Annotated in this window: 25 protein-coding genes; 9 read left to right on the top strand and 16 right to left on the bottom strand. The window is 70.8% G+C overall.

Annotated features, from left to right (window positions below; genetic code table 11):
* The first annotated feature begins 107 nt into the window (after nucleotides 1–107).
* Nucleotides 108–377, top strand: a complete 270-nt coding sequence (locus Hbl1158_RS09615) for a BolA family protein (protein ID WP_321169937.1) — start codon at nucleotides 108–110, stop codon at nucleotides 375–377.
* 51 nt (nucleotides 378–428) lie between these two features.
* Here the strand turns inward: Hbl1158_RS09615 and Hbl1158_RS09610 are convergent, their stop codons facing one another.
* The 7 genes from Hbl1158_RS09610 to thyA all read right to left on the bottom strand — a co-directional run bounded on the left by Hbl1158_RS09610 (nucleotide 429) and on the right by thyA (nucleotide 5,810).
* The gene (locus Hbl1158_RS09610; protein ID WP_234297033.1) at nucleotides 429–1,268 is read right to left on the bottom strand and encodes an MOSC N-terminal beta barrel domain-containing protein; all 840 of its coding nucleotides are present in this window, start codon (nucleotides 1,266–1,268) and stop codon (nucleotides 429–431) included.
* A gap of 66 nt (nucleotides 1,269–1,334) precedes the next feature.
* A complete protein-coding gene (psmA, locus tag Hbl1158_RS09605) occupies nucleotides 1,335–2,132 on the bottom strand; it encodes an archaeal proteasome endopeptidase complex subunit alpha (RefSeq protein WP_234297032.1) in 798 nt (265 codons plus the stop codon).
* 179 nt (nucleotides 2,133–2,311) lie between these two features.
* Nucleotides 2,312–2,503 carry an HVO_2922 family protein gene (locus tag Hbl1158_RS09600; RefSeq protein WP_234297031.1) on the bottom strand — a complete coding sequence of 64 codons (192 nt, stop codon included), beginning with the start codon at nucleotides 2,501–2,503 and terminating at the stop codon, nucleotides 2,312–2,314.
* Nucleotides 2,504–2,564: 61 nt separating this feature from the next.
* Nucleotides 2,565–2,978: a tautomerase family protein gene (locus tag Hbl1158_RS09595; protein ID WP_234297030.1), complete on the bottom strand. Its 414-nt coding sequence runs from the start codon at nucleotides 2,976–2,978 to the stop codon at nucleotides 2,565–2,567.
* A gap of 172 nt (nucleotides 2,979–3,150) precedes the next feature.
* On the bottom strand, nucleotides 3,151–4,179 hold the full coding sequence (locus tag Hbl1158_RS09590; protein WP_234297029.1) for a lamin tail domain-containing protein: 1,029 nt from the start codon (nucleotides 4,177–4,179) through the stop codon (nucleotides 3,151–3,153).
* A gap of 81 nt (nucleotides 4,180–4,260) precedes the next feature.
* Complete coding sequence (locus Hbl1158_RS09585) at nucleotides 4,261–4,803, bottom strand: dihydrofolate reductase (RefSeq protein WP_234297028.1); 543 nt, start codon at nucleotides 4,801–4,803, stop codon at nucleotides 4,261–4,263.
* Nucleotides 4,803–5,810: a thymidylate synthase gene (thyA, locus tag Hbl1158_RS09580; RefSeq protein WP_234297027.1), complete on the bottom strand. Its 1,008-nt coding sequence runs from the start codon at nucleotides 5,808–5,810 to the stop codon at nucleotides 4,803–4,805. Before thyA ends, Hbl1158_RS09585 begins: the two co-directional genes overlap by 1 nt.
* Nucleotides 5,811–5,921: 111 nt before the next feature.
* Here thyA and Hbl1158_RS09575 point away from each other — a divergent pair, with 111 nt between their 5' ends.
* Complete coding sequence (locus Hbl1158_RS09575) at nucleotides 5,922–6,545, top strand: MBL fold metallo-hydrolase (protein WP_234297026.1); 624 nt, start codon at nucleotides 5,922–5,924, stop codon at nucleotides 6,543–6,545.
* 36 nt (nucleotides 6,546–6,581) lie between these two features.
* Here Hbl1158_RS09575 and Hbl1158_RS09570 read toward each other — a convergent pair whose 3' ends face one another.
* The 4 genes from Hbl1158_RS09570 to sod all read right to left on the bottom strand — a co-directional run bounded on the left by Hbl1158_RS09570 (nucleotide 6,582) and on the right by sod (nucleotide 9,356).
* The gene (locus Hbl1158_RS09570; RefSeq protein WP_234297025.1) at nucleotides 6,582–7,433 is read right to left on the bottom strand and encodes an ATPase; all 852 of its coding nucleotides are present in this window, start codon (nucleotides 7,431–7,433) and stop codon (nucleotides 6,582–6,584) included.
* Nucleotides 7,430–7,789, bottom strand: a complete 360-nt coding sequence (locus Hbl1158_RS09565) for a DUF5827 family protein (protein WP_234297024.1) — start codon at nucleotides 7,787–7,789, stop codon at nucleotides 7,430–7,432. The genes Hbl1158_RS09570 and Hbl1158_RS09565 overlap by 4 nt, the downstream gene beginning before the upstream one ends.
* Nucleotides 7,790–7,907: 118 nt before the next feature.
* Nucleotides 7,908–8,603 (bottom strand): MBL fold metallo-hydrolase, encoded by a 696-nt coding sequence (locus Hbl1158_RS09560; protein WP_234297023.1) that lies wholly within the window; start codon nucleotides 8,601–8,603, stop codon nucleotides 7,908–7,910.
* 153 nt (nucleotides 8,604–8,756) lie between these two features.
* Nucleotides 8,757–9,356 carry a superoxide dismutase gene (gene sod / locus Hbl1158_RS09555; protein WP_234297022.1) on the bottom strand — a complete coding sequence of 200 codons (600 nt, stop codon included), beginning with the start codon at nucleotides 9,354–9,356 and terminating at the stop codon, nucleotides 8,757–8,759.
* A gap of 277 nt (nucleotides 9,357–9,633) precedes the next feature.
* Here sod and Hbl1158_RS09550 point away from each other — a divergent pair, with 277 nt between their 5' ends.
* Nucleotides 9,634–10,791 (top strand): MFS transporter, encoded by a 1,158-nt coding sequence (locus Hbl1158_RS09550; RefSeq protein ID WP_234297021.1) that lies wholly within the window; start codon nucleotides 9,634–9,636, stop codon nucleotides 10,789–10,791.
* A 24-nt stretch (nucleotides 10,792–10,815) separates the two neighbouring features.
* On the opposite strand, the gene Hbl1158_RS09545 is transcribed toward Hbl1158_RS09550, so the two are convergent.
* Together Hbl1158_RS09545 and Hbl1158_RS09540 are read right to left on the bottom strand one after the other, a co-directional pair.
* The gene (locus tag Hbl1158_RS09545) at nucleotides 10,816–11,439 is read right to left on the bottom strand and encodes a DJ-1/PfpI family protein (protein ID WP_234297020.1); all 624 of its coding nucleotides are present in this window, start codon (nucleotides 11,437–11,439) and stop codon (nucleotides 10,816–10,818) included.
* A gap of 115 nt (nucleotides 11,440–11,554) precedes the next feature.
* Entirely contained in the window at nucleotides 11,555–13,147 is a 1,593-nt protein-coding gene (locus tag Hbl1158_RS09540) for a deoxyribodipyrimidine photo-lyase (RefSeq protein WP_234297019.1), read from the bottom strand.
* Nucleotides 13,148–13,318: 171 nt separating this feature from the next.
* On the opposite strand from Hbl1158_RS09540, the gene Hbl1158_RS09535 reads away from it, so the two are divergent.
* Nucleotides 13,319–14,377 (top strand): ArsR family transcriptional regulator, encoded by a 1,059-nt coding sequence (locus Hbl1158_RS09535; protein WP_234297018.1) that lies wholly within the window; start codon nucleotides 13,319–13,321, stop codon nucleotides 14,375–14,377.
* Here Hbl1158_RS09535 and Hbl1158_RS09530 read toward each other — a convergent pair.
* From Hbl1158_RS09530 to folP, 3 genes are all read right to left on the bottom strand, one after another.
* Nucleotides 14,347–15,072 (bottom strand): proteasome subunit beta, encoded by a 726-nt coding sequence (locus Hbl1158_RS09530; protein WP_234297017.1) that lies wholly within the window; start codon nucleotides 15,070–15,072, stop codon nucleotides 14,347–14,349. The two genes, Hbl1158_RS09535 and Hbl1158_RS09530, sit on opposite strands and share 31 nt — an antisense overlap.
* A gap of 84 nt (nucleotides 15,073–15,156) precedes the next feature.
* On the bottom strand, nucleotides 15,157–15,831 hold the full coding sequence (locus Hbl1158_RS09525; protein WP_234297016.1) for a 6-hydroxymethylpterin diphosphokinase MptE-like protein: 675 nt from the start codon (nucleotides 15,829–15,831) through the stop codon (nucleotides 15,157–15,159).
* Between the two features lie 186 nt (nucleotides 15,832–16,017).
* The gene (gene folP / locus Hbl1158_RS09520) at nucleotides 16,018–17,163 is read right to left on the bottom strand and encodes a dihydropteroate synthase (protein WP_234297015.1); all 1,146 of its coding nucleotides are present in this window, start codon (nucleotides 17,161–17,163) and stop codon (nucleotides 16,018–16,020) included.
* Nucleotides 17,164–17,336: 173 nt separating this feature from the next.
* Here folP and Hbl1158_RS09515 point away from each other — a divergent pair, with 173 nt between their 5' ends.
* The 5 genes from Hbl1158_RS09515 (at nucleotide 17,337) to Hbl1158_RS09495 (ending at nucleotide 24,323) form a co-directional block, all read left to right on the top strand.
* The gene (locus Hbl1158_RS09515) at nucleotides 17,337–17,945 is read left to right on the top strand and encodes a hypothetical protein (protein WP_234297014.1); all 609 of its coding nucleotides are present in this window, start codon (nucleotides 17,337–17,339) and stop codon (nucleotides 17,943–17,945) included.
* A complete protein-coding gene (locus tag Hbl1158_RS09510; protein ID WP_234297013.1) occupies nucleotides 17,942–18,769 on the top strand; it encodes an RNA methyltransferase in 828 nt (275 codons plus the stop codon). Before Hbl1158_RS09515 ends, Hbl1158_RS09510 begins: the two co-directional genes overlap by 4 nt.
* Before the next feature lie 419 nt (nucleotides 18,770–19,188).
* Nucleotides 19,189–21,012, top strand: coding sequence for a glutamate--tRNA ligase (locus Hbl1158_RS09505; RefSeq protein WP_234297012.1), 1,824 nt, complete (start codon nucleotides 19,189–19,191; stop codon nucleotides 21,010–21,012).
* Between the two features lie 158 nt (nucleotides 21,013–21,170).
* On the top strand, nucleotides 21,171–22,640 hold the full coding sequence (locus tag Hbl1158_RS09500; protein ID WP_234297011.1) for a CoA-acylating methylmalonate-semialdehyde dehydrogenase: 1,470 nt from the start codon (nucleotides 21,171–21,173) through the stop codon (nucleotides 22,638–22,640).
* A gap of 138 nt (nucleotides 22,641–22,778) precedes the next feature.
* On the top strand, nucleotides 22,779–24,323 hold the full coding sequence (locus Hbl1158_RS09495) for an ATP-binding protein (protein ID WP_234297010.1): 1,545 nt from the start codon (nucleotides 22,779–22,781) through the stop codon (nucleotides 24,321–24,323).
* The last annotated feature ends 223 nt before the right edge of the window (nucleotides 24,324–24,546 follow it).

Below are 24,546 nucleotides of genomic sequence, written 5' to 3'. Positions count from 1 at the left end.
GACCGCCCGTTTCCCGCCTCGGGTGGTAAGCCCGTCGGGACCGCGCGTCCGTCGACGTCGCCGCCCGCACCGACCGCTTTTTCCCCGACGACCGCCCACCCTCGCCCATGAGCATGAGCCCTGCCGACGTGGAGACCGCGATCGAGGCCGGCATCGACGACTGCGACGCCACCGTCACGACGCCGCGCGCGCCGGACCCGGACCACGAGGACGCTCACTTCGCGGCCGTCGTCGTCTCGCCCGCATTCGAGGGGAAGTCGCTCGTCCAGCAACACGAGATGGTGTACGACGCCGTCGGCGACGCGATGACGAAAGAGGTCCACGCCCTGGAGATCAAGACGTACACGCCCGAGGAGTACGAGGAGCACGGCGAGTAACGGTTCCCGAGGGCCCGGAGACCGTCGCGCGGAACGCGACGACCGCGCCGGCTACTCGGATTCGGTCCCGACGATCCGCACCTCGTCGCCGACGCCGAGGGACTCGCCGACGCTCGTGTCCGGGACGACGGTGTTCACCATCAGGCGGAAGGCGTGATCGAATCGCCCGCCCCCGCTCCAGTCGGGCATCGTCTCCTCGCGCCTGGCGATGAAGCGCGTGCGGAACCCCTCGTACTCCTCGCCGGTGTCGGGATCCCGCGAGGGGACCGCACACCGTTGACAGGGATTCACCCCGAGCAGGTCCGCGTCGCCGACGCGGAACCGGACGCGCTCGCCGGGGTCCGCGACCAGGCGGTCCTCCGCGAACGCCTCCTCGCCCGCGAGTTCGACGTTCGCGCGCAGGCGACGCCGCATCGAGTCGACGCTCACGCCGTCGAACCACGAGGCGACTTCCCGGAGCGTCCCCCGAGAGATCACCGTCGGCCCCGCGAGTTCCGTGTCGTCGGGGTAGCCGCCGGCGCGCTCGCCGACCAGCCGAACGTCGTACCCGAGGAACTCCCCGACCCACGAGGCGATCCCCTCGCGGTCGTCCGGGTCGTCGAGATCGAACGCCGCCGGACGCGGGGCGTCGGCGTCGTGCGGGGCGTCGAGCGAGACGGTCCGCGCCTCGAGGTCGAACTCGGCCGACACGCGGTGGATACGCCGCTCGTTCTTGCCGTTCACGTAGTCGCCGTCCGCGTCGAGCAGGGCGAACTCGCGGTCGGGGGCGAGTCCGCCTCCCGGAGCCAGCGTCGCCGCGTCCACGTCGACGCCGTCGAGCGACTTGATCGGGAACACGCGAACGCGTCCGAACGTCGTCGCGAGCGAGCCGTCCGCCTCGTCGTCGGTCATGAGAACGTAGCGGGGCGACGGGAGCGTAAATCGCCCGATCACGACGAGAGCGCGGAGGGCGAGCGATTACTCCTCGTCGTCCGCGTCGTCAGCGTCGTCTGCGCCGCCGGCGTCCGCCTCGTCGTCGGTCGTCTCGTCATCGTCGTCGGAGCCCAGTCCGAGGCTCTCGACGAGGTCGGCGATCTCGTCGGCGGTGAAGGAGTCGTACCCCGACTCGGCGACGGTCGCGACCGAGAGGTCGGCGGCGGTGAGTTCGTCGTTCGCCTCGAACAGCGCGCGCAGCGCCAGGGAGATCCCGTCGTCGAGCGTGAGCTCCTCGGTCCACTCCTCCTCGAGCAGCTCCTGGATCTCCTGTCGCGACCCGCCGATGGCGGTCGCCTTCCACTCGTGGGGCGTGCCCGAGGGGTCAGCGCCGAACAGGCGCGGGCGGCCGTTCTCGATGCCGCCGATGAGCAGCGCCGCGCCGTAGGGACGGGTGCCGCCGCGCTGGGTGTTCTCCTGGATGTGGTCGGTGACGTACTTCGTCAGCGTCTCGACACCGACGGGCTCCTGGTAGCGCAGGCGGTTGCCCTGTGCCATCCGGCGCGCCTGGTCGATGAGCTGTCGGGCGTCGGCGACGTGGCCGGCGCTGGCTGTGCCGACGTGGTCGTCGAGCTTGTGGAGCTTCTCGATCGACTCCGACTCCATCAGGCTGGAGGACGCCTGCGCCTGTGCGGCGAGGACCACGCCCTCGCTCGTGCGGACCCCGACGGAGGGAGCGCCACGAGAGACGGCCTCGCGGGCGTACTCGACCTGGTAGATCCGGCCGTCCGGCGAGAACAGCGACGTACCGCGGTCGTACGCCTGCTGATCGTTGCCTCTCATCGGCCACCACCGACGTGAATCGTCGTCGCGAGTTCGGTCATCGCCTTCGGGTAGGAGGTCGCGCGGGAAAAACCCTCCCTAAACGGAGCTTTAGCAAGCCGCCGAACCTCGACGGATCCAGCCGCGGGAGTCGCGGTCGGCGCTCCCGTCGATCCCGTCCGTCCGATCGGACCGGTCGCCTATCCGTCGGCCTCGACGACGTCCGCGTCCGGTGCGTTCGACTTCACGCTCTCGATGCCCTCTTCGGCCTTCTGCCTGCTTGCGTACCCCTCGCCGGAGTCGGCGATGATGTTCCCGTTGTCGTGCTCCAGTCGCCAGCGCCATTGTCCGGCGCTGTCCTCGTACACCTCGAAGGTGGCCTTGCTCGACATGGACGACGCATGCGACGGCCGGAACTAATGCGTGGCGGCCGACCGGGGAGGGCGACGCCGATCACCCGCCGGGTTCTCCGTCGGCCCTCGGACCGTCCCCTGTGGCCTCCGCGCCGTCCCAGTCGGCCAGCGGTTCCCCGCCGAGGACGAAGTCGTCGCCCCCGTGCTCGGTGAACACGACGTAGACGAACGCCTCAGGGACGGCGAAGCGCTCCCCGAGTTCGGCCGTCAGGCGGCGCGCGAGTTCGTGACGCTGGGCGACGGTCCGTCCGACCCGAACGTCCGCGTTCACGAGCGCGACCGGGTCCTCCGGACTGGCTCGGCCCAGTCGCGGGTCGCTCTCGGCGACGACTACCCCGACGTGGTCCGTCCCCGTCTCCATCACGTCCCCGTACGTCTCCGCGACCCAGTCCGCGAACGAGGCCCGCTCGTCGTCGGCGACGCCGACCGAGAGGTCGAACCGAAGGTGTGGCACGCGACGGGGTGGGTGCCGCCGCGGGATAAAACCGGCCACGCGTCGCGAGGCCCGCGCCCTTGACCACGCGTCTCGACTCTCGCCCCGGACTACGCGTCTCGTTTCCCGCGTCTCGGCCTACGGGTCTCGGTCCCTGCGTCCCCGGTTCCGAAGGGCGACCGGCGTCGCCGTCTCACGTCGACCGCTCGGCGACGACTGCTCCGCTCGCGTCCCGGATCGTCACCGTCTCGCCGTCGTTGTTGAGCGTCGGGCGCTCGCGACCCCAGTAGAGATCCGTCTCGGTGTCCGCTCCCTGCCCCACGTGGACAGTGAGCGACGCGCCGGCGTCGATCGTCGTTCCCTCGGGGAACTCGTAGGTGAAGCCCGCGGCGTCCTCCAGCGTCCATCCCGAGAGGTCGACCGACTCGTCGCCGCGGTTGGTGAGGACGACGTACTCGTCGTTCAGGTTCTCCGCGTCGTCGCCCTCGGCGTCGGCGTGGATCCGCGAGACGACCACGCCGTCGCCCTCGGGCGTCGCCGTCGCAGACGCGGTCGCGGTCGTCTCGTCGTCGGCCGCGGGACGGGGGGTGCCGTCGCGACACGACCACAGCCCGCGACCGTCGCTCATCGCGCGCTCCTCGGCGGCGTAGAACGTCTCGCCGCGCTCGAAGGAGGAGTCGTACACGCGAGCGAGCCCGCGGTCGACCAGCGCGTAGTTGAACGACCCGCCGTCGTGGTGGACGTACACGAGCAGGCGGTCGTAGTAGCCGCGCCGGGGCTCGTTGGCGTCGAAGCCGATCGTCACCCGCTCGCCGAGCAGGCGGTTCTTCGCGTAGGCGCTGGCGCGGTCGGCGTACTCGTCGAGGCAGGCCCGCCCCGCCTCGGTGTCGGGGACGCCCTCGAACTCCTCGGGGCTGTTCTCGCCGTACACCTCGGGCGTGTCGACGCCGAGCAGGCGCGCGGTGTCGGTCGTCCCGTTGTCGTACTCGATCCGGACCGTGTCGCCGTCGACGACCTCGACGACGGTCACCTCGGTCCCGTCAGCCGGAATCGAGGCGGTGGCGTGGGTGGCGTCCGAACCCGGCGGCGCGGTCGCGGTGGGGTCGCCCGGGCCGCCGCCGGTCGCGTCGCCGGCGGGGTCGCTGCCGACGGGACCGACGACGCACCCCGAGAGCGCGAGCAGCAGGCACACCGCGACGGTCGCGAGTCCGGATCGCTTCACGCCCCGTGCGTCGCGACGCGGGCGGAAAGCAGTTCTGACGGGAATCAGGCGACGCGCTCTGACGGGGACCCGGCGACGCGCTCACTCCGAGCGCTCGTAGACGACGAAGTCGAACGCCTCGCGCTCGTCGCGCTCGCGCTCGACCCACTCGTCGCGGTCGAACTCGGGAAAGACGGTGTCGCCGTCGTACGACTCGTGAACCTCGGTCAGGACGAGCCGGTCCGCCAGCGGGAGGAACTGCTCGTACACCGCGCCGCCGCCGGCGACGTAGACGGTGTCGACGCCGCGGTCGACGGCCGCGTCGCGGGCGGCGTCGAGCGCCTCGTCGACGGAATCGGCGACGACCACGTCGCCGCCCTCGCCCGGGAGATCCGGATCCGACCGCGAGAGGACGACGTTCGTCCGACCGGGGAGCGGGCCGCCGACGTCGCCGGCGATCGATTCGTACGTCCTGCGACCCATGATCACGGGGTGGCCCGTCGTCGTCTGCTTGAAGTGGCGCATGTCGGCAGGGAGGTGCCACGGCATCCCGCCCTCCGCGCCGATGACGCCGTTGGCGGCGACGGCCGCGATCAGGGCGATGCGAGGGCTCGGTGCGCCGTCGCCGGGTGCGTCGACCGCCATCACTCGGCGACCGCGAACTCGATCCCCGGTTCGGGGTCGTACTCCAGCAGCTCGATGTCGTCGAACTCCAGTTCGTCCAGCGGCTTGTCGGCGACTCGGAGGATCGGCCGCTCGCGGGGCTCGCGACCGAGTTGTCGCACCAACCCGGGCACGTGGTCCTTGCGCTCGTCGCCGTCCCGTTCCGGCGGCGCGGCCGCCTCGACGCGGTCCGCCAGGCGCTCGTAGTCCGACCGGGAGTCGGCGTCGTCGAGGCCCTCCGCGATCAGGTCGCGAGCCTCGTCGCCGCCGTACCAGTCGCCGCGCTCGTCGGTGCCGCAGTAGACGTGCGCGTCGACGACGCTGTGGGCGAACGTGCCCGGCTCGAAGCCGGTGCGCTGGGCGACGGCCGTCAGCAGGATGCTGTAGGCGGCGATGTTGAACGGGACCCCGAGCGCCATGTCGCCCGAGCGCTGCGTGAGGTGGAGGTTCAGACGGTCGCCCTGGACGTTGAACACGAAGGTGTAGTGACACGGCGGGAGCGTCGACACGGTCGCGTTCGCGGGGTGCCACGCGTTCACGACGATGCGGCGGGAGTTGGGGTTCTCCCGGAGGGTGTCGAGGACGTACTGGATCTGATCGAAGGTGCGCTCGCCGTCGTTCATCCAGCGCTGGTCGTCGTCGGGCCACGTCTCCCCCTCCAGTCCCCCCTCGGGAACGGGGTAGCGCCGCCAGAAGCGCCCGTAGGCGGTGTCGAGGCGACCCTCCTCGTCGGCCCAGGCGTCCCAGATTCCCGTCTCCTCGCGCAGGCTCCGGACGTGCTCCTCACCCGAAAGGTACCACAGGAACTCGTGGATGAGCGAGTTCCAGCGAAAGCCCGACAGGTCCTTCGTCGTCAACAGCGGGAAGCCGTCCGCGAGGTCGGCCTCGTAGTGCACCGAAAAGGACGAGAGCGTGTCGACGCCGGTCCGGTTCGGCTTGTAGGTGCCGTCCCGGATCACGTCCTCGACGGTCGAGAGGTACTGCTTCATGTCCGAGTAGGATCGGCCACGGGTCGAAAGTCTGCCGGAAACGGCACCGTCCGCCGACCGACGGCGGACGCAACACGAACCCCCAAGGCCCGGGCCGTCCAACCGACACCCATGATCCGAAATCTCGCCGCCGGCGTGCAGGCGTTCACGAGCAACGCGTTCCTCGTCTCCGGCCCCGCCGCGGCCGACGCGCCCGCCCGCAACGCCGACGGCGACGCGGGCCGCCGCGTCCTCGTCGACACGGGATCGAACTTCGACGTGCTCCCGCTCGTCCGCGAGCGCGTCGACGACCTCGACGCCGTGATCCTCACTCACACGCACCCCGACCACGTCGGCAACGTCGAGGCCGTCCACGACGCGTTCGGCGTCGAGACGTGGGGCTTCGACACGGGTCAGCCGAGCGTGGACAACGAGATACCCGACGGCGGCACCGTCGAGATGGGCCTCGGACGCTACGAGGCGCTGCACACGCCCGGCCACAAGGACGACCACCTGTGCCTGTACGACGAGGACGCCGGCGTGCTGTTCGCGGGCGATCTGATCTTCCAGAACGGGGGCTTCGGCCGGACCGACCTGGAGGAGGGCGACCGCGACGCGCTGGTCCGGAGCATCGACCGCGTCCGCGACCGCCTCGGCGACGACCTCGCGGAGATGCACGTGGGCCACGGACCGAGCGTGACCGACGCGCCGCTCGAGCACGTGGAGATGGCCGCGAAGGCGGCGCGGATGCGGTAGGATGCAAGTGCCGTAGGGACCGGCGACCGGCGAACGTTACCGCCCACGGGCCGCCGTCACGAGCGCGTCGTACGCCTCCCGATACGCCGACGCGACCGCGTCGGGGTCGGCGCGCTCCGCCGCCGAGAGCGGACGCAGGTCGTGCGTCGAGACGGGGTCGAGCATGTCGGTCACGCGGTCGACGCGCACCTCGAGCCTCCCCGCCTCGCGGCCGCCGGTGGCCGTCTCGCGTGCGACGGCCCACCGGTCGCCGCCGTAGATCCGACAGCGGCCGGGGTCGACCGCCGCGACCGCGTCGAAGCGCACGTCCCGCAGCGGCGTCGTCACCTCGCCGTACGACTCGACGAGCGCCGCGCCGTCCTCGCCCGCGGTTCGAACGTCGCCGGCGAGACGATCCAGCGCGGGCACGTGGAGCTCGCGCATCGCGTCGTTGAGCGCGGCGACCGAGTCGACGCGGCGCGCGTCCGACAGCGCGAGGTCCGAACGCAGCCCCTCCGGGAGCTCGGCCGTCGCGTTCACGACCCACTCGTCGCCGTCGCGGGTGGTGACGCGGTCGACGAGGAACGTCCGACCGTCCTCGCCGAGCAGTCCCGTCGTCCCCGGCGTCGGTCGCCACAGGCGGTGGATCGGGTTGCGTCGCTCGTGGGCACCGTCGCGGTCGGCGTCGGGTGCTTCCGCCCGGAGGAGGCGGTCGACGTCCTTGCCGTAGAGGCGTCCCTCGCCCGCGGCCCGCCGGACGTCGTCGTGGTCGAACCAGTAGTCGTTGCCGGCGCGGGGCTTGAACGCCGCGAGGGGCGACCCGGTCGCGCGGAGCCGGGCCGCGAGTCCGACTGCGAACGTGGTCTTCCCGGCGTCAACGGCGTCCGCGCCGGCGACAAGGAGCCTCACCGGTCGCCCGCGGGGTCGTCGTCGAGGTCCCCGGCGTCGCTGTCGGCGGTGTCGCCGCCGGCGTCGTCGCCGTCGGCGCTCAGGTCGCCCGGCTCGCGCAGGCCGTAGTATCCCGGCTCGTCGTCGCTGCGCGGCTCGGCGACGACGAGGTCGGCGGCGTGGGTCATGACCCACGGGATCGCCCAGTCGAGCAGCACCTCCTCGGTCCCCTCGTCGATCTCGGCGTCGGGCTCTAATCCCTGGAGCAGACGCGCGATCTCGTAGACGGTGTACATCCGATCCGGCTCGAACAGCTCCTCGGGCGTGTAGAAGTCGCACGGGTGCAGCCGCGGGAACGCTGACTTGTCGGTCGGCACGTCCGGTCGGTCGCCGGCCCGCGGGTAAATAGCGCCCGGTCCGATCGGCGATCCCCCGTCGCCGGTGGCTCCGCGGCGGGAGGTCGTCGGTGTCACTCTGGGCGTTCGGCCGTCGGCGTCAATCGAGGTGCTCGGCCGCGAGCGACTCGTACACTCGTTCGACGTCGGCGGTGTCGGCGTCGACGGGTCCGCCGTGATAGCAATGGACGGTCTCGACTGCGAGGTCCGCCACCGTCCCGACCGACCGGGTCGCCTCCGGCAGATTCGGCGTGAAGTGTTCGGCCGGGCCGGTGAGTTCCCCGGCGTCGCTTCGGAGCGCGTCGACCGCGAGCAGGAGGTCGGCCTCCGGGAGATACAGCGAGAGGTGACCGGGCGCGTGCCCCGGCGTGAACACCGTCTCCATCGGCCCGGCGGCCGTCCGGAACGTCACCTCGCCCCGGAGTGTCACGTCCACCGCCACCGGCTCGTACCGGTCGCTCTCGGGATCGGACTTCATCGGGAACTTCCGCCCGTCGACGTACGGTACGGCTCCCTCGTGGGCGTACACCACCGGACCGTCCGCCCGCTCGCGAACGGCCGCCAGCCCGCCCGCGTGGTCGCCGTCGTGGTGGGTCACCACCACCGCTCGTACGTCCTCGAGCGCGAGGCCGTGGTCGTCGAGCGCCGCCGCCAGCGCGTCCGTCTGTCCCGGGAGCCCCACGTCGACCAGGACCACGCCTGTCGGCGTCTCCACGGCGACGGGGTGGATCACGAACGTCCCTTCCTCCCGCTCCATCGACAGTTCGAGCGCGTACACGCCGTCCGCGAGTTCCATGTCCGTCGATCGGTCGCCGAGGTGGTAAGTTCGGCCCTTCCGGAACCGCCGGACCGCCGGCGCTCGGACGACGGAGGCGTCGCTCGTCGGCCGGTCGCGAAAGAAGTGTGCGGGTCGACTCGGACCCCTCCGGGTCCGTTCGTCGTCGCCAGCTTACTCGAAGAGCTGGACGGCCTGCTCGTAGCGGTCGCTGGGTTCGTCCCAGTCGACGACTTCGAAGAACGCGGAGACGAAGTCGCCGCGTGCGGGGCCGTAGTCGTAGTAGTAGGAGTGCTCCCACACGTCCAGCGCGAGGATCGGGTGGCCGCCCCAGATCGCGCCCTGGTCGTGCTTGTCGACGACCACGTTACGGAGCTGATTCGAGAACGTGTCGTAGACGAGCAGCGCCCAGCCGGAGGCGTTGCCGGCAGCAGCCTCGAACTCGCCCTTCCAGGCGTCGTACGAACCGAAGTCTTCTTCGATGCGGTCGGCGAGCGCGCCGGAGGGCTCGTCGCCGCCCTCGGGGCTCATGTTCTGCCAGAACAGGTCGTGCAGGATGTGGCCCGAGGAGTTGTGCGTCACGTCGCGGATTGCACCCGCAGACGAGCCGAAGTCACCGGCTTCGCGGTTCTCCTCCAGCGTCTCCTCGGCGGAGTTCCAGCCGTTGACGTAGCCCTGGTGATGGGTGTCGTGATGCCACGTGAGCACCTGTTCGGAGATGTGCGGTTCGAGCGCGTCGTAGTCGTACGGCAGCGGATCCAGTTCGTAGCTCATGATGTGTTACCTCCGACCGATACAACGGCGCGATAGCTGTTAAAGATTGAGAAGTCCGTTGATAGCACTTCACAAGAAGCTTTCGTCAGTCACACCGACGCCGGGGAGCGGTTCCGATCGCGCCCACAGCGTCGCCGGCTCGGTCGCGTTCACCTCGGGTTCGCGACTCGCTGTCGGCGCTCTGGACCGGCGAGTGGTCACGCGGGACCGAGATCGGGTCGCGGTGTACGTCGCCGGTACCGACGGAGGAACCACCTCGGGGGACCGAGCGTTGAGCGTGCGCGAGTGGCGCGGCGTCGGGCTGGTCGGCGGCTGGCAGGTGTCGGCGAGCGTCTGCTTCTACGCCGTGTTCGCGACGACGGCGTTCCTCCGCGCGGAGTTCGGCCTCTCCCGGTTTCGGACCGGACTGGCGGTGACAGCGGTCATCGCCGGCTACACGGCAGCGCTGTTCGTCGCCGGGGCGGTCGTCGACGCCGACGGCGAACGCCGGCCGATGATCGGTGGACTGGTGCTCATGGGACTGGGCTGTCTCGGGGTCGCGGTCGCGCCGACGTACCCGCTGGTGTTGGCGGCGTTGGTGTTCGTCGGCGTCGCCTACGCGACCGCGATGCCGGCGACGAACCGCGCGGTGTTGGTCGTCGCGCCCGAGGGGCGACGCAACCTCGCGATGAACGTGAAGCAGGTCGGCGTCACCGCCGGATCGGGACTGTCGGCGGGGCTAATAACCGTCGCCGGGGCGCGGACCGACTGGACCGACGGCTTCCTCGTCGCCGCCGGCGTCGCGGTCGCGGTCGCGGCGGTGTTCGCGTGGGGGTACGACGGCCGCGACGGGTCCGGAGTGTTGTCCCCGCCGGACGTGCGGGGGCTGCTCTCCGGGTCGGGCTACCGCGGGCTGTTGGTCGCGGGCTTCTTCCTCGGGGCGGCGGTGTTCACGACGACCGGCTACGTCGTCCTCCACATGACCGACGCCGTCGCCGCCTCGGCGGCGGTCGCCGGCGGCGCGCTCGCGGCCGTGCAGGTGACCGGCAGCCTCGGCCGACTCGGCGGCGGCGCGCTGGCCGATCGGCTGTCGATCCCGCAGACGACCGCGAACGCTCGCGTGCTGTTCGTGCAGGCGGTCGTCAGCGTCGCCGGGTTCGTCGCCGTCACGCTCGTCGGCGCGCCCCTGCCCGCGGCCGCGACGTTCGCGGTCCTCGGCTTCTTCGTCCTCGGATTCCCGGGGATGTACTACGGCTGTCTCACCGCCCTCGTCGACGACGAGGAGGTGGGCGCGGCGACCGCGGGCGGGCAGACGGCGATCAACCTCGGGGGGCTCCTCGCGCCGCCGGCGTTCGGACTGCTCGCCGACGCCGGCGGCTACGCGCTCGGCTGGTACGGGCTCGCGGGCTGTGCGGCGCTGGCGGCGGTCGCCCTCGTGCCGCTGGTTCGGGGGTGATCGGGGGGTCGCTCGACGCTCCCGCTACTCTCCGCCGGCGATCGCACCCGGCTCGTAGGCCGCGTGCTGGCGGGTGTACTCCATCGTCGTCGCGACCGACTCGGCGACCTCGGGGCCGGCCTCGCGCGCGACGAGGTGGAGCGCCAGGTCGATGCCGGAGGTGACGCCGCCCGCCGAGAGCACGTCGCCGTCGTCCACGACCCGTTCCTCGCGCACGACCGCGTCGCTGTCGCGGAGGTCCTCGAGCGCCGAGGCGTGCGTGACCGCGGGTCGGCCGTCGAACACGCCGGCCTTCGAGAGCAGCATCCCGCCGGTGCACACGGAGGCGACCGTCGCGCCGGCGTCGTGGTGGGCGGCGACCGCCTCGGGGATCGCCCCGCGCTCGTACTCGGCCCACGCGCCCGCCTCGCTGCGGTCGTTCCACCCGCCTCCCGGCACCACGAGCAAGTCAACGTTTCCGGGGTCCGGGAGCGGTTCCTCCGCCTCGACGCGCAGGCCGTGGCTCGCGGTGATCGTCCCGGGTCCGTCAAGCGCGACCAGGTCGGTGTCGAAGTCGGCACCCGCGGCCGTCGCGTTGCGGAACACCTCGAACGGGCCGATCGCGTCCAGTTCGTCGAATCCCTCGTACAGCAGCACGGCGATGTCCATACACCTCCCTGGAGCGCCGAGGCCAAAGTCGTATCGCGGACCGATGTCGTACCGCCGACCGCGACACAACCCCGTCGGCGACAAGACCTCTCGGCGACACGACCGCATCGGCGACTCAGTCGGCGTCGGCGGCCTCGTCGTCGCCGCGGGCGCGCTCGAACATCGAGATCGCGGCCTCGCGCATCTCGGCGTGTTCGACGATCGGGTCGGGGTACTCGGGGGCGAGCTGTCGCCGTCGACCGACCGACAGCTCGTGCCAGGAGTGGACGTTCTCGGGTGAGACCCCATCCAACTCCGGCACGTACCGCTTGATGTACTCGGCGTCGGGGTCGTAGCGCTCGCCCTGCGTCATGGGGTTGAAGATCCGGAAGTACGGCTGGGCGTCCGTGCCGGTCGAGGCGGCCCACTGCCACCCGCCGTTGTCGTTGGCGGTGTCGTGGTCGGCGAGGCGCTCCCTGAAGTGGTCGTAGCCGTGTCGCCAGTCGATCAGCAGGTCCTTCGTGAGGAAGCTGGCGACGATCATCCGCACGCGGTTGTGCATGTACGCCTCCTCGCGCAGTTGGCGCATCCCGGCGTCGACGATCGGGTAGCCGGTCCGGCCCTCCTTCCACGCCTCAAGGTCGGCCATCGCGTCGTCGCCGTCTCGCCACCCGATCTCCCGCTCGTACTCCTTGTAGTTCGCCGTCACGACCTCGGGATTGGCCCACAGCACCTGCGTGTAGAACTCCCGCCACGCCAGCTGGGACCGGAACTCCTCGACGGCGTCGACGGCGGGTGTCCCGTCGCGCCCCTCGTCGCGCGCCTCGGCCTCGCGCATCGCGTCCTCGGTCGCCGCGTACACCTCACGGACGCCGATCGTCCCCCACTTGAGATCGGTCGACAGACGAGAGGTCGCGTCCCGAGCCGGGTAGTCGCGATCCTCCTCGTAGCCGAAGATGGCGTCCTCGCAGAACGCGGCGAGGCGCTCGCGAGCCGCGGCGGTGCCGGCGGCCTGCACGTCCGCCTCGGGCTCGGCGAACCCGAGGTCGTCTATCGTCGGAAGGTCGCCGATCGTCGGGGGATCGCCGGCCGACCCCTCGAGGGCCTCCCTCTCGACGAGGTCGGCGGCAGCGGGCGGATCGACCGGGTCGTCCTTCTCCCGATCGTGCCACTTCCGCCCGAAGTAGGTGAACACCGAGTACGGGTCGCCGTCGTTCGTCGTGATCGTTCCCGGTTCGTGGTGGACGGCGTCGTGGTGCGTCTCGCGGTCGATCCCGGCGTCGTCGAGCGCCATCCGGACGCGGGCGTCGCGCTCGCGGGCCAGCCCGGAGTAGTCCTCGTTCCAGACGACCGCCTCGGCGTCGTGTTCGGCCGCGAGGTCGGGGAGCACCTCGGCGGGGTCGCCGCGGGCGAGGACGAGGTCCGAGTCGCGCTCGCGGTACTCGTCGCGCAGCTCCGCCAGCGCGTCGAGCATGAATCGGACTCGCGGGTTCGACCCGTGCGCCAGCACGTCGTCGTCGAACACGAACACCGGCAGGACCGCGCCGTCGCCGGTGCCTTCGGAGTCGCCGTCGCCGTCCGCGTCGGTGTCGTCCCTCGCGACGGTGCCGCCGTCCGCCTCGGTGTCGCCGTCCGCGTCGGGGTCCCTCCTCGCGGCGGCATCGACCGCGGCCGCGAGCCCGAGGTTATCGGCGACGCGTAGGTCCCGCCTGTGCCAGAACAGTCGCATGAAACCGGCCACGGGCGCGACGGTAGTAACGTTAGGGGCGGACCGGACGGCGGTCGCGACGACTTGCGGCGATTGCGACGATCTGTGGCAACACCGCTCCGCGGCGGCGAGACTCCGAACCGGGGACGCACCCGGGACAGCTTCTTATCCGCGCCGGGGCTCAGGTGGGATATGACCGGTCGCGACGACGAGCCACTCGAGGACGCTGAGGCCGGGGCCGACGACGCGTTCGCGGCGCTCGCCGACGGAACGCGCCTGCGAACGGTCCGAACGCTCGCGGCCGCCGAACGACCGCTGGGCTTCACCGAGCTGTTCGAGCGGGTCGCCGACGACCCCGACGGTCCCTCCGCGGGGTTCGCCTACCACCTCCGGCAGTTGAACGACCGCTACGTCGACACCGACGACGACGGGCGCTACCGGCTGACGTTCGCCGGCCGACAGACCGCCCGCGCGCTCGCTGCGGGCGTCTACACCGAGCGCGTCGACCGCGATCCGGAGGCGGTCGACGGCGACTGTCCCGTCTGCGGCGCGGCGTCGCTGGAGGCGCAGATCGCGGACAACTACGTCGCCGTCGCCTGCACCGACTGCGCGACGGAACTGCTCGCGCTCCCGTTCCCGCCCGGCGGGACCCGCGGACGCGACACCGAGGAGGTGCTGGCGGCCTTCGACGCCTACCACCGCGCCCGCCTGCGACAGCTCGCTGACGGCGTCTGTCCCGACTGCGCCGGGCGGGCGGAGGGCCGGATCGAGTTCGTCGACCCCGACGGCATCCCCGACGCCGGGGGTGACAACGCCGAGTGCGACGACGCCAAGAGCGCCGGCGACGACGACGACGGCGACGGGACGAAAGGGGCGACCGGCGGCCCCCGTCCGGTCGTCGCGGGCACGTGTGTCCGGTGCGACTTCGCCGTCCGCGTGCCCGTCTCCGTCGCGCTCGCGGAACACCCGGCGGTGATCGCCTTCTGTGACGACCACGGCATCGACGCGCGAGAGCGACGGATCTGGAACATCGGTCCGGAGTGGGGGGAGACGGTGTTGTCGACCGACCCGCCGGCGGTCCGCGTCGCCGTCGCCGGCGACGGCGAGACGCTGCGCCTGCTCGTGGGTGACGGCCCGACCGTGGTCGACGCCGACCGGTTCCGCGACGGCGACGCCGCGGCGGTCACGGAGGGCGACGACGCGGCCGGCCGCGACGGTGATCAGGCGGCGACGGCCGCGGGGTCGTCGTAGACTCCGGACTCGACGCCGTCGGCCGTGACCGTCACGAGCTGCAGTCCGTTCCCGGAGGCGGTGTCGCGCTCGCTCGCGGCGGCGACCGCTCGCGCGGCGAGGCGCTCGGCCTCTCCGACCCCGATGCCCTCCTCGTAGCCGTTTTCCAGGGTTCCGTACGCGACCTGGCCGCCCGATCCGTCTGCCGCGTACGGTTGCTCCAGGGTCGACCCGGCCGCGTCGAACGCGAACAAGCGCGCGCCGTCGTCGTCGACGCCGCCGAGCAGGTGCTGTACGCCGTACTGTTGTCGGCGCATCTCGGTCGCCGCGTACCCCGCCAGCGCAGTCGTCGACATCCGGCGACCCCTGCGGAGTTCGTACAGGCGGCGCTCGGCGTTCAGATCGGACACGAGCGCCTGCGCGCCGGACACCGACCCGGTGAACGCCAGCGCCGCCGCGTCGCCGACCGGGTAGACCTTCTCGGCTCGTTTGCTCGCCACCATGCCGCCGAGACTGGCGCGGCGATCCGACGCCAGCACGACCGCGCCCGCGCTCTCATCCGCAGTTCCGGCCGCGTCGGCCGCCTCGTTTGCACGCCCGGTAGTGTCGGTCGCCTCGTTCGGATGTCCGGTCGAGTCTGCCTCGGTGCCGCCGTCGGCGACGATCCCAACGATAGTCGTTCCCAGCGACAGTTCGCCGTCCGTGGTTCCGTCCATACCCACCCGTGTCGCCCCCGACGGAAAAGTATCAGCTAAAATATCATTTAGCGATCGGCCGATCCCCGACCGGCGATCGGTCCCTCAGATCGAGTCGATCGAGTCTCGCCGACCGTCGAGCACGCCGAAGCGCTCGCCGCGACGCCGTTCCAGGTGGTACAGGAGGCGCTCGGCCCACTCCAGCTTTCGCGCTTTCAGCCCGTCTACGTCCGGATCGTCGAGGTCCCACCCCGGGAACACGAGGCCGGCCGCGCCGCAGCAGTCCGCCAGGAAGGCGGCGCGGTCGCCGTCGGTGAAGCCGCCGGGGTTGCGGACGGCCCCGACCGGCGCGGCCTGGGTCGTGACGAGCGTGTGGGCGGCGTCGTATCGCGGGAGCCACTCGTCGACGAAGTCGCCGTTGTCGCCGTGGGCGTGGGCGACGACGACCGCGCCTCGTTCGGTCCGCGCCAGTCCGGTCTCGGGGTTCTTGTCGAGGTCCGTCACCATCGCGTCGACGGCGACGCCCTCGCTCGCGAGTCGGTCCGTCGCCGTCGACGCGGCGAACACGCGGTCGGCCCCGCGAGCGAGGTCGACCTCGGCCTCCAGCGACGGCCCGGCTCCGGCGACGGCGACCGTCTCCCCCGAACAGTCCAGTCGGTCGAGGTCGAACGATTGGGCGTGGGCGGCGGCGCGGTCCCTGACCGCTTCGTCGGCGGCGCGGTCGAACCCGAAGTCGGCGAGGATCGCCTCGTAGATCGGCTCCCAGTCGGTGAAGTCCATGGTGGTACGATCGTGACGGTCGCGGTTAGTGCGGTGGGTTCGGCGACGGCGGTGACGGCCGTGCGACTGCCGGTGTGGCATCTCGCAGTAATACGGGATCGGGCCGGAAGCGCACCAGAGTACCCCTACCCGCGGTGCCCTTCCGGCTTCCACCCGTGGATATCGACCGATCCGGTATAAGTTTTCTTACTCAGATGGGAATGCCAGCGGGGAAACGGCGGCGTCCAACGCCTCCGTAACGCCGCTCGCGGCGTCTGCGGTCGTCGCGAGTTCGCCGGGAGTGCCGACCAAGAGGGCGGAGTCGCCGGCCGATCCCTCGACGAGGTGGGCTGCAGAGTCCGCGACGGCGGCGCGGAGCGCGCCGATCTCCTCGGGGTCGAGTCCGTCGAACTCGTACACCCGGGCCACGGCGTCGACCGCGGTCGCGGGATCGCCGCCGAGGCGGTCGACGTGCCGCCGCGCCTCGCCGGTCGTCGTCACGTCGAGTTCCTCGACGGACACGTCGCCGTCGCGTCGCGTGCGCTCGCGTGAGAACTCCTTCCCGATGAGCGCTGCGTCGCGCGTCTCGGCCACGTCGTGCGTGCGGACGATGTGAGCGCCGCGCTCGACGGCCATCGAGGTCGCCGCCAACGAGACGGGCAGCGCCCCGTCGGTGTCGCGGCCGGCGACGCTCCGGAGGAAGTTCTTGCGGTTGATCGACACGAGGATCGGTCGGCCGTAGCCGCGGAACTCACGGAGGCGGTGGAACGTCTCGCGGTCGTCCTCGAGGGTCTTCGCCTCGGACCAGCCGCCGAAGGCCGGGTCGACGATGGTCTTGTCCGTGAGGCCGTTCCGTGCCAGCGCCTCGTAGATGTCGTCGACCTCCTCGACGGCCCCCGGCCGCTCCAGGTCCGGCGGCGACGCCATCTTCGCGACCGCGACGTCGTGGTCCTCGCAGACGCGTGGCATCTCGGGGTCTGCGAACCCGCAGATGTCGTTCACCATGTCGAATCCCCGGTTCAGCGCCGCCTCCGCGACCTCGTGGTAGCGCGTCTCGATGGAGAAGACGGCGTCGCCGGAGACGCTCTCGATCGTCTCGATGGCGGTGTCGAGGCGCTCCAGTTCCTCCTCGGCCGACAGCACCTCGAAGCGCTTGTTTGCGGACTCGAGTCCCACGTCGACGATGTCCGCGCCCTCCCCGATCAGTTCGTCGTCGACGTAGCGGGCGGCCTCGCCGGGATCGTCGTACACGCTGGGATCGTACGGCGACTCCTTCGAGACGTTCAACACGCCCATGATCCGCGGCGGGTGGTCGTCGCCGATCGACAGGCCCGCGGCGTCGAGGGTTCGCATGGACAGTCACAGGGGCGGCCCGCGTTTCGGTGTTGTGATCCCGGAGCTCGGAGGTCCCCGGTGCGGGTGTCGCGGTCGCCGTCGCGGCCGTCGCGGGTGTCGCGCTCGGCGGTGCCGACGGCAGCGACCCGCGAGCGCGTCGCTTATGGCTCGCCCCCGGCAAGTGGAGCCAAATGGGTAAGGTGAGCATCGGCCTGCGCGGCTGGCGCTTCGACGAGTCCGACCTCTTCACCGACGAGGGCGAGTGGCGACCGGTCGAGTCGATCCCCGAGGAGCCGCGCCACCGGCTCCTCCGGCTTCAGGTCGTGATGAACAAGCCGTGTGACGCCTGCTACTTGATCCACGGCGAGGAGAACAAGCGGCGGTGTCGGGAGGCGACAATCGTCTACGGCGAGCCCCTCGAAGAAGTGCTGCTCTGTGACGAGCACGAGGCGGACTTCCTCTACTGGTTCCGCGAGCGCGGCGGCTCCAGCGTCGCCGGCGAGGAGACGTTCCGCGACGCCTTCCACGAGTGGTTCGACGACGGCGGCCGCGCCCCCGACGGCTACGGCGGCATGGACCACGTCGAGGAGGCCCCCGACGATCTTCCGGACCTACCGGATCCCGGGGAACTGTACGAGGACGACGACGAGATGCTCGCCGACGAGCGCCCGGACTTCGAGGAGGGCGAGGGATCCGGAGTCAGCGATACCGCCGGCGACGCCGACGACGACGGAGACGACGAGGGCGACGACGGTCTCTCGGTCGACGACCTCGATCTCGATCGGGAGTACCCGACATGAGCGCGGACGGCGACGGCGACCGTCACGGGGAGGGAGAGGCGGCCGACGCGTCGTCGGCTCACGGCGACCGCGAGTTCGCCGTCGTCGTGGTGGAGCCGGAGACGCCCGGCAACGTCGGCACCATCGCGCGGGCGATGAAGAACTTCGGGCTCGCGGACCTGAAGCTCGTGGACCCCCCCGAACTGGACCCCGACGGCGAGGCGTACGGCTTCGCCGGCCACGCCCGAGAGGACGTGCTTCCGAACGCCGACACGGTGACCCTCGACGAGGTCGTCGAGCGCTATCACACCGTCGGCACCACCGCCATCACCGGCGAGGACGCCAGGCGGCACGTCCGGTACCCGTTCAAGACGCCCGCCGAGCTTCGGGAGTCGCTGGCGACCGTCGACGCCGACACGGCGCTGGTGTTCGGCCGCGAGGGAACCGGCCTGAGCAACGACGAACTCGAACGGTTGGACGAGGTGATATCCATCCCCGCGAACCCCGAGTACCCGGTGTTGAACCTCGGCCAGGCGGCGACGGTGACGCTGTACGAGCTTCGGTCGCTGTTTCTCGACGAGTACCAGCTTCCGGACGTGGAGCACGAGCGCGCCGAGGAGCCGGAGATCGAGCGATTCTACGAGCAGTTCGGCTCCTTCCTCGGCGAGGCGGAGTCGCGCGACCACAAGCGCGAGCGCAGCGAGCGACTGATCCGGCGGCTCGTCGGCCGCGCACACCCCACGAGCAAGGAGATGACGACGCTGACGGGCGTGTTCCGCCGCGCGACCGAACTGATGACGCACGCTGACCACGCCGACCGCGAGGGACACCGCGGCGAACGGTAGGAGCCGACGCGGAGAGCGGGTGGGGTGAACGCGACAGGCGAGGGAGGTGCCTGACCGGATGACGACTCGTAGGGGACGATTATCTCCGAGTACGCGCCGCCTGACGGGCGACTCGCGTCGGGAGCAGCGGTAAAATCACGTGAACGGTCGACGGCCATATATCACCGACGCTCCTTCGACCACACGCCCCTACCCGGGTGTGCCTTCGTACACCTTCGGTCGCGGGCGGGATTCCGCCGGGACGAGGGATCCCACCGCGCGGCCGACGCGCTCGCCTCGCCAGCGACCGCGCCGTCGTCGCCGATGTCCGCGATGACCGACTGTCGTGACACCCGACAGCCATGAAAACGACTGTCGTGACAGACGAAGGTCGGGTGAATCCGGACCCGTTTTGGGTGCGCGCGGAGAAGTCGCCGGCAATGGACGACGACCTCAGGGAGCGCGTGCGCGCCGAGGCGGAGACGCACGCTCTCTACAACGCGCTGAAGCACGGATCCGACCCGGACGTGGGCGCGATCATGGGCCCGCTGATGGGCGAGAATCCCGACTTCCGGTCCCACGGCGACGAGATCCCAGGCGTCGTCGCCCCCGTCGCCGCCGAGGTGGGCGAGATGGACGACGACGAGCGTCGCGAGCGACTGCTCGAACTCGCGCCCGAACTCGTCGAGGAACTGGAGGCGGAGGACGAGGAGGACGACCAGGCGCTCCCCGACCTGCCGAACGCGGACGAGTACGACGAGATCCGGATGCGTCTCGCGCCGAACCCGAACGGTCCGTGGCACCTCGGCTCCGCGCGCATGCCCGCGGTCATCGGGACGTACAAGGAGATCTACGACGGCTGGATGTGCTGCCGGTTCGACGACACGGACCCAGAGACCAAGCGCCCCGATCTCGACGCCTACGACGAGATCCTCGACGCCATCGACTACCTCGGGTTCGAGCCCGACGAGGTGCTGAAGGCCAGCGACCGCGTCGAGACGTACTACGACCACGCGCGCGACCTCATCGAGCAGGGCGGCGCGTACACCTGCTCGTGTCCGGCCGAGCACTTCCGGAGCCTGAAGGCCGACGCCGAGCCGTGCGACCACCGCGACAAGGACGTCGAAACGGTGCGCGAGGAGTTCGAGGCGATGGTCGACGGCGAGTACGGCGACGGCGAGATGGTGCTGCGCGTCAAGACCGACATCGAGCACAAGAACCCCGCGATGCGGGACTTCGTCGCGTTCCGCATGGTCGACACGCCGCACCCGCGACCCGAGGCCGAGGCGTACCGCGCGTGGCCGATGCTCGACTTCCAGTCGGGGATCGACGACCACCTCACGGGCGTCACTCACATCATCCGCGGCATCGACCTCCAGGACTCGGCCAAGCGCCAGCAGTTCGTCTACGACTACTTCGGCTGGGAGTACCCCGAGGTCGTCCACTGGGGCCACGTCCAGATCGACGCCTACGACGTGCCGATGTCCACCTCGACGATCAAGGAGAAGGTCGACTCGGGCGAGTTGACCGGCTGGGACGACCCGCGCGCGCCGACGCTCGCGTCGGTGAAGCGCCGCGGGATCCGCGGTCGGGCCATCGTCGACGCGATGGTCGACCTGGGCGTCTCGACCTCGAACGTCGACCTGGCGATGTCGAGCATCTACGCGAACAACCGCGACCTGATCGACGACGACACCGACCGGCGGTTCCTCGTCCGCGACGCCGCCGAGTCCGACGCCGACGGCCGCGACCGCCTCCCCTCCGGTCCCGCGGAGGCGTTCGACCTCGTCGGCGACGCCCCCGAGGCCGGGAGCCCGCCGCTGCACCCCAACCACGAGGACCGGGGCGACCGCGATGTACCCGCCGGCGACGCGGTCCTGCTGGAGGCCGACGACGCCCCCGCCGACGGCGAGCGCGTCTGGCTGAAGGGGTTCGGCTGCTTCCGCCGCGCAGGCGACGAGCTGATCTGGTCGGGCACCGATATCAGCGACGTGCGCGAGGAGGGCGTCCCGGTGGTTCACTGGGTCGGTGCCGGCGACGACGAGCACGTCCGCGTGCGCCTCCGGACGATGGACGGCGACGTGGTCGGCTACGCCGAGCCGGGGTACGCCGACTACGACGCCGACGACCTGGTGCAGTTCGAGCGCGTCGGCTTCGCCCGGTTCGACGCCGAACCGGCGGACGCCGAGGGGAACGACGCGTCCGCCGGTAGCGGGACTCCCGACGGCGGCGACGAGTTCCTCGCCTTCTACGCGCACCCGTAGTCCGCACCCCCCGTACTCTGGTCCCCACTCCCGATGCCGAGTCACCGACACACCCGAGCCGTCGGTCCGCCGTCGACGGGATTGTTTGTCGGACGCGGCCGCGAACACGAACTACCGCCAACGGTAGGCCTTTGCCGCGTGGTTCGTGATCGATCGTCATGGTAGACGGAATCGCGGACGGCGAGACGGCACACAACTACGTCGCCGGCGAGTGGCGCGAGGCGACCGGCGACGAGTCGCTGTCGGTGGAGAACCCCGCGACGGGCGAGGACGTCGGGTCGATCACGTTCTCCTCGGCCGACGACGAGGACGAGGCGGTCGCGCTGGCCAACGAGGCGTTCGAGGAGTGGTCGACCACCGCCGTCGAGGAGCGGATCCAGCCGCTGTTCCGCCTCAAGCAACTGCTGGAGGAGCACCAGGAGTCGCTCGCGGAGGTGCTGGTGACCGAGCACGGCAAGACGAAGGCGGAGGCGATGGGCGAGATCCGCCGGGGCATCGAGAACGTCGAGGTCGCCTGCGGCATCCCGACGATGATGCAGGCGGGACACCTGCCGCACGCCGCGCCGGACATCGACGAGACGGCGGTGCGACAGCCCCTCGGCACCGTCGTCGCGGTGACGCCGTTCAACTTCCCGGCGATGATCCCGCTGTGGTTCCTCCCGTACGCGGTCGCGACGGGCAACACCTTCGTGCTCAAGCCGAGCGAGCGCGACCCGTTCACCGCCAACCGGATCGCGGAGCTGGTCGACGAGGCCGGCTTCCCCGACGGCGTCGTCAACGTCGTCCACGGGGGTCCGGATACGGTGAACCGCCTCATCACCCACGACGGGATCGAGGCGGTGTCGTTCGTCGGCTCGACGCCGATCGCACAGCACGTGTACGAGACGGCCGCGGGGGCGGGCAAGCGCGTGCAGGCGCAGGGCGGCGCGAAGAACCACGTCGTCGTGAGCGCGAACGCGGACCTCGAGTTCGCGGCCGAGCAGACCTGCTCGTCGGCGTTCGCCAACGCCGGCCAGCGCTGCCTCGCGAACCCCGTCGCCGTCGTCGAAGACGCGGTGTACGACGAGTTCGTCGAGCACCTCGTCGCGAAGACGGAGGCGATGGAGATCGGCCCGGGACTGGAGGACGGAACCGACATGGGACCGCTGGTCTCCGGCCCCCACCGCGAGTCGGTGTTGGAGTACATCGAGACGGGAGTCGAGGAGGGCGGCGAACTGCTGCTCGACGGTCGTGAGACCGACGTTCCGGCACAGGGTCACCACCTCGGGGCGACGGTCTTCGGCGACGTGGACCCCGACGCGACGATCGCCCGCGAGGAGATCTTCGGGCCGGTGCTCGCGCTGATCCGCGCGGAGGACTTCGACGACGCGCTGTCGCTGGTGAACCGCTCGCAGTTCGGCAACGCCGCGTCGCTGTTCACGCGGGACGGCGGCGAGGCCCGTCGCTTCCGTCTGGAGATCGACGCCGGCAACGTCGGCGTCAACGTCGGCACCGCCGCCGCGATGGCGTTCTTCCACTTCGGCGGCGACAAAGACTCGTTCTTCGGCGACCTGCACGCCCAGGGTGACGACGCGGTCCGGTTTTACACCGACGAGACGGTGTACATCGAGCGCTGGCCGGATCAGTAAGGGCCTCGCAGGGATCCGAATGATTCGGAGGATCCCTGACCGGATGGATCGACAGGCGTACGCGATGTGACAACCGGTTGTGTGCGGGCGGAGCTGACAGGGAAACTGTTTATCTCGCCGCCGCTCTTTCCTGCGGGCATGACAGGCGACCCCGGAGACGACGCGGACGAGACCGCGCTCGCTGACGCCGTCGACTCCGAGGCCGTTGCGGTCAGCCCGGCGGTGCTCGAGCGGATGACCGACGGGTTCCACGTCTACGACGACGAGTGGCGGACGACGTTCCTCAACGAGAAAGCCCGTCGGATCGTCTCGGAGGCGGCCGACGTCGACCTCTCCACCGAAGAGATCGTCGGCAGCGACATCTGGGAGCTGGTGCCGGAGGCGGTCGGGAGCGAGATCCACCAACGGTACCACCGGGCGATGGAGACGCAGGAGTCCCAGGAGTTCGAGACGTACTATGAGCCGCTCGGGATCTGGCTCGAGGTACGGGCGTTCCCCTCGCCGTCCGGGCTGACGGTGCTGTTCCGGGACGTGACCGACGAGAAGCGACGAGTCGACCAGCTCGAGGCGCGAGAGGAGATCCTCCGTGCGGTTACTCAGGCGCTCGCCGATCCCGATCTGGAGTTCGAGGGTCGCGTTTCGGAGCTCCTGCGGATCGGCGCGGGGATGCTCGGCACGTCCTACGGAACGCTCTCGCGGGTCCGCGACGACCAGTACGTGTTCGAGGTGGTGTACGCACCCGACGACAGCGTCGCCGCCGGCGACGTCGTCGACCTCTCGGCGACGAACTGCGAGCGGGTGGTTCTCAGCGAGGAGTCGCTGGCCGTCGCCGACATCGGGGTCGACCCCGACCTGTCCGAACGCGCGGGATACGCCGAGTGGGGGGTCTCGTGTTACCTCGGCGCGCCCGTTCGAGTGAACGGCTCGGTGTACGGGACGTTCTGCTTCTACGACGACACCCCGCGCGAGGAGCCGTTCGAGGAGTGGCAGGTGACGCTCGTGGAGCTACTGGCCGAGTGGGTGTCCTCGGCGCTGGAGCGGCAGGTGGTCGAGGAGGACCTCCGCCGTCAGAACGACCGGCTGGAGCAGTTCGCCGGGATCGTCAGCCACGACCTCCGCAACCCCCTCGCCGTCGCGAAGGGACAGTCGGAGCTGGCCGCCGAGGAGTGCGACAGCGAGGCGCTGGAGAAGGCGATGCGGGCCCACGACCGGATGGAGCGCATCATCTCGGACGTGCTGACGATGGCGCGGTCGGGCACAGCCGTCGAGTCGCCCGAGTCGGTCGACCTGTCGACGGTCGCGCGCAAGGCGTGGGCGACCGTCGACACCGGCGACGCGACGCTGTCGGCCGAGGACGCGCCGACGGTCACGGCGGACCAGAGCCGCCTGATCCAGCTGCTGGAGAACCTCTTTCGCAACGCGGTCGAGCACGGCGGGCCGGGCGTGCACGTCACCGTGTCGTCGGCTCCGGACGGGTTCGCCGTCGCGGATGACGGCCCGGGGATCCCCCCGGGAGACCGTGAGTCGGTGCTCGAACACGGCTACTCCACCCGCGAGGACGGCACCGGCTTCGGGCTGAGTATCGTCATGGAGATCGCCGAGGCGCACGGCTGGTCGATCACGGTGACCGAGTCCGAAGCGGGCGGCGCGCGCTTCGAGTTCGCCGACGGGGGTTCCATCTGAGCGCGGAGGGACGACGGGCTCGCAGCGGTCGGTGCGGTCCCCGTTGCCTGCGGGACCGGTCGCCCGGACCCGTCGTTCGTCCGTGTCCGTCGTTCTCACGGTCGTGACGGGGTCACACGGCCACCTTCCCTTTCGTGACGCTTAAGTACGGGCTCCGAGTTACTTCGGACGCAGACACTGTAGGGGCGTCGGGTCCCGAGTCCGGAGCCGCGACGGCTCGCGA

This window comes from Halobaculum sp. CBA1158 (assembly GCF_021431925.1).
GTDB lineage: Archaea > Halobacteriota > Halobacteria > Halobacteriales > Haloferacaceae > Halobaculum.
The sequence above is the reverse complement of the archived record's forward strand: the minus strand, read 5'-3'. Positions and strand labels throughout refer to the sequence as shown.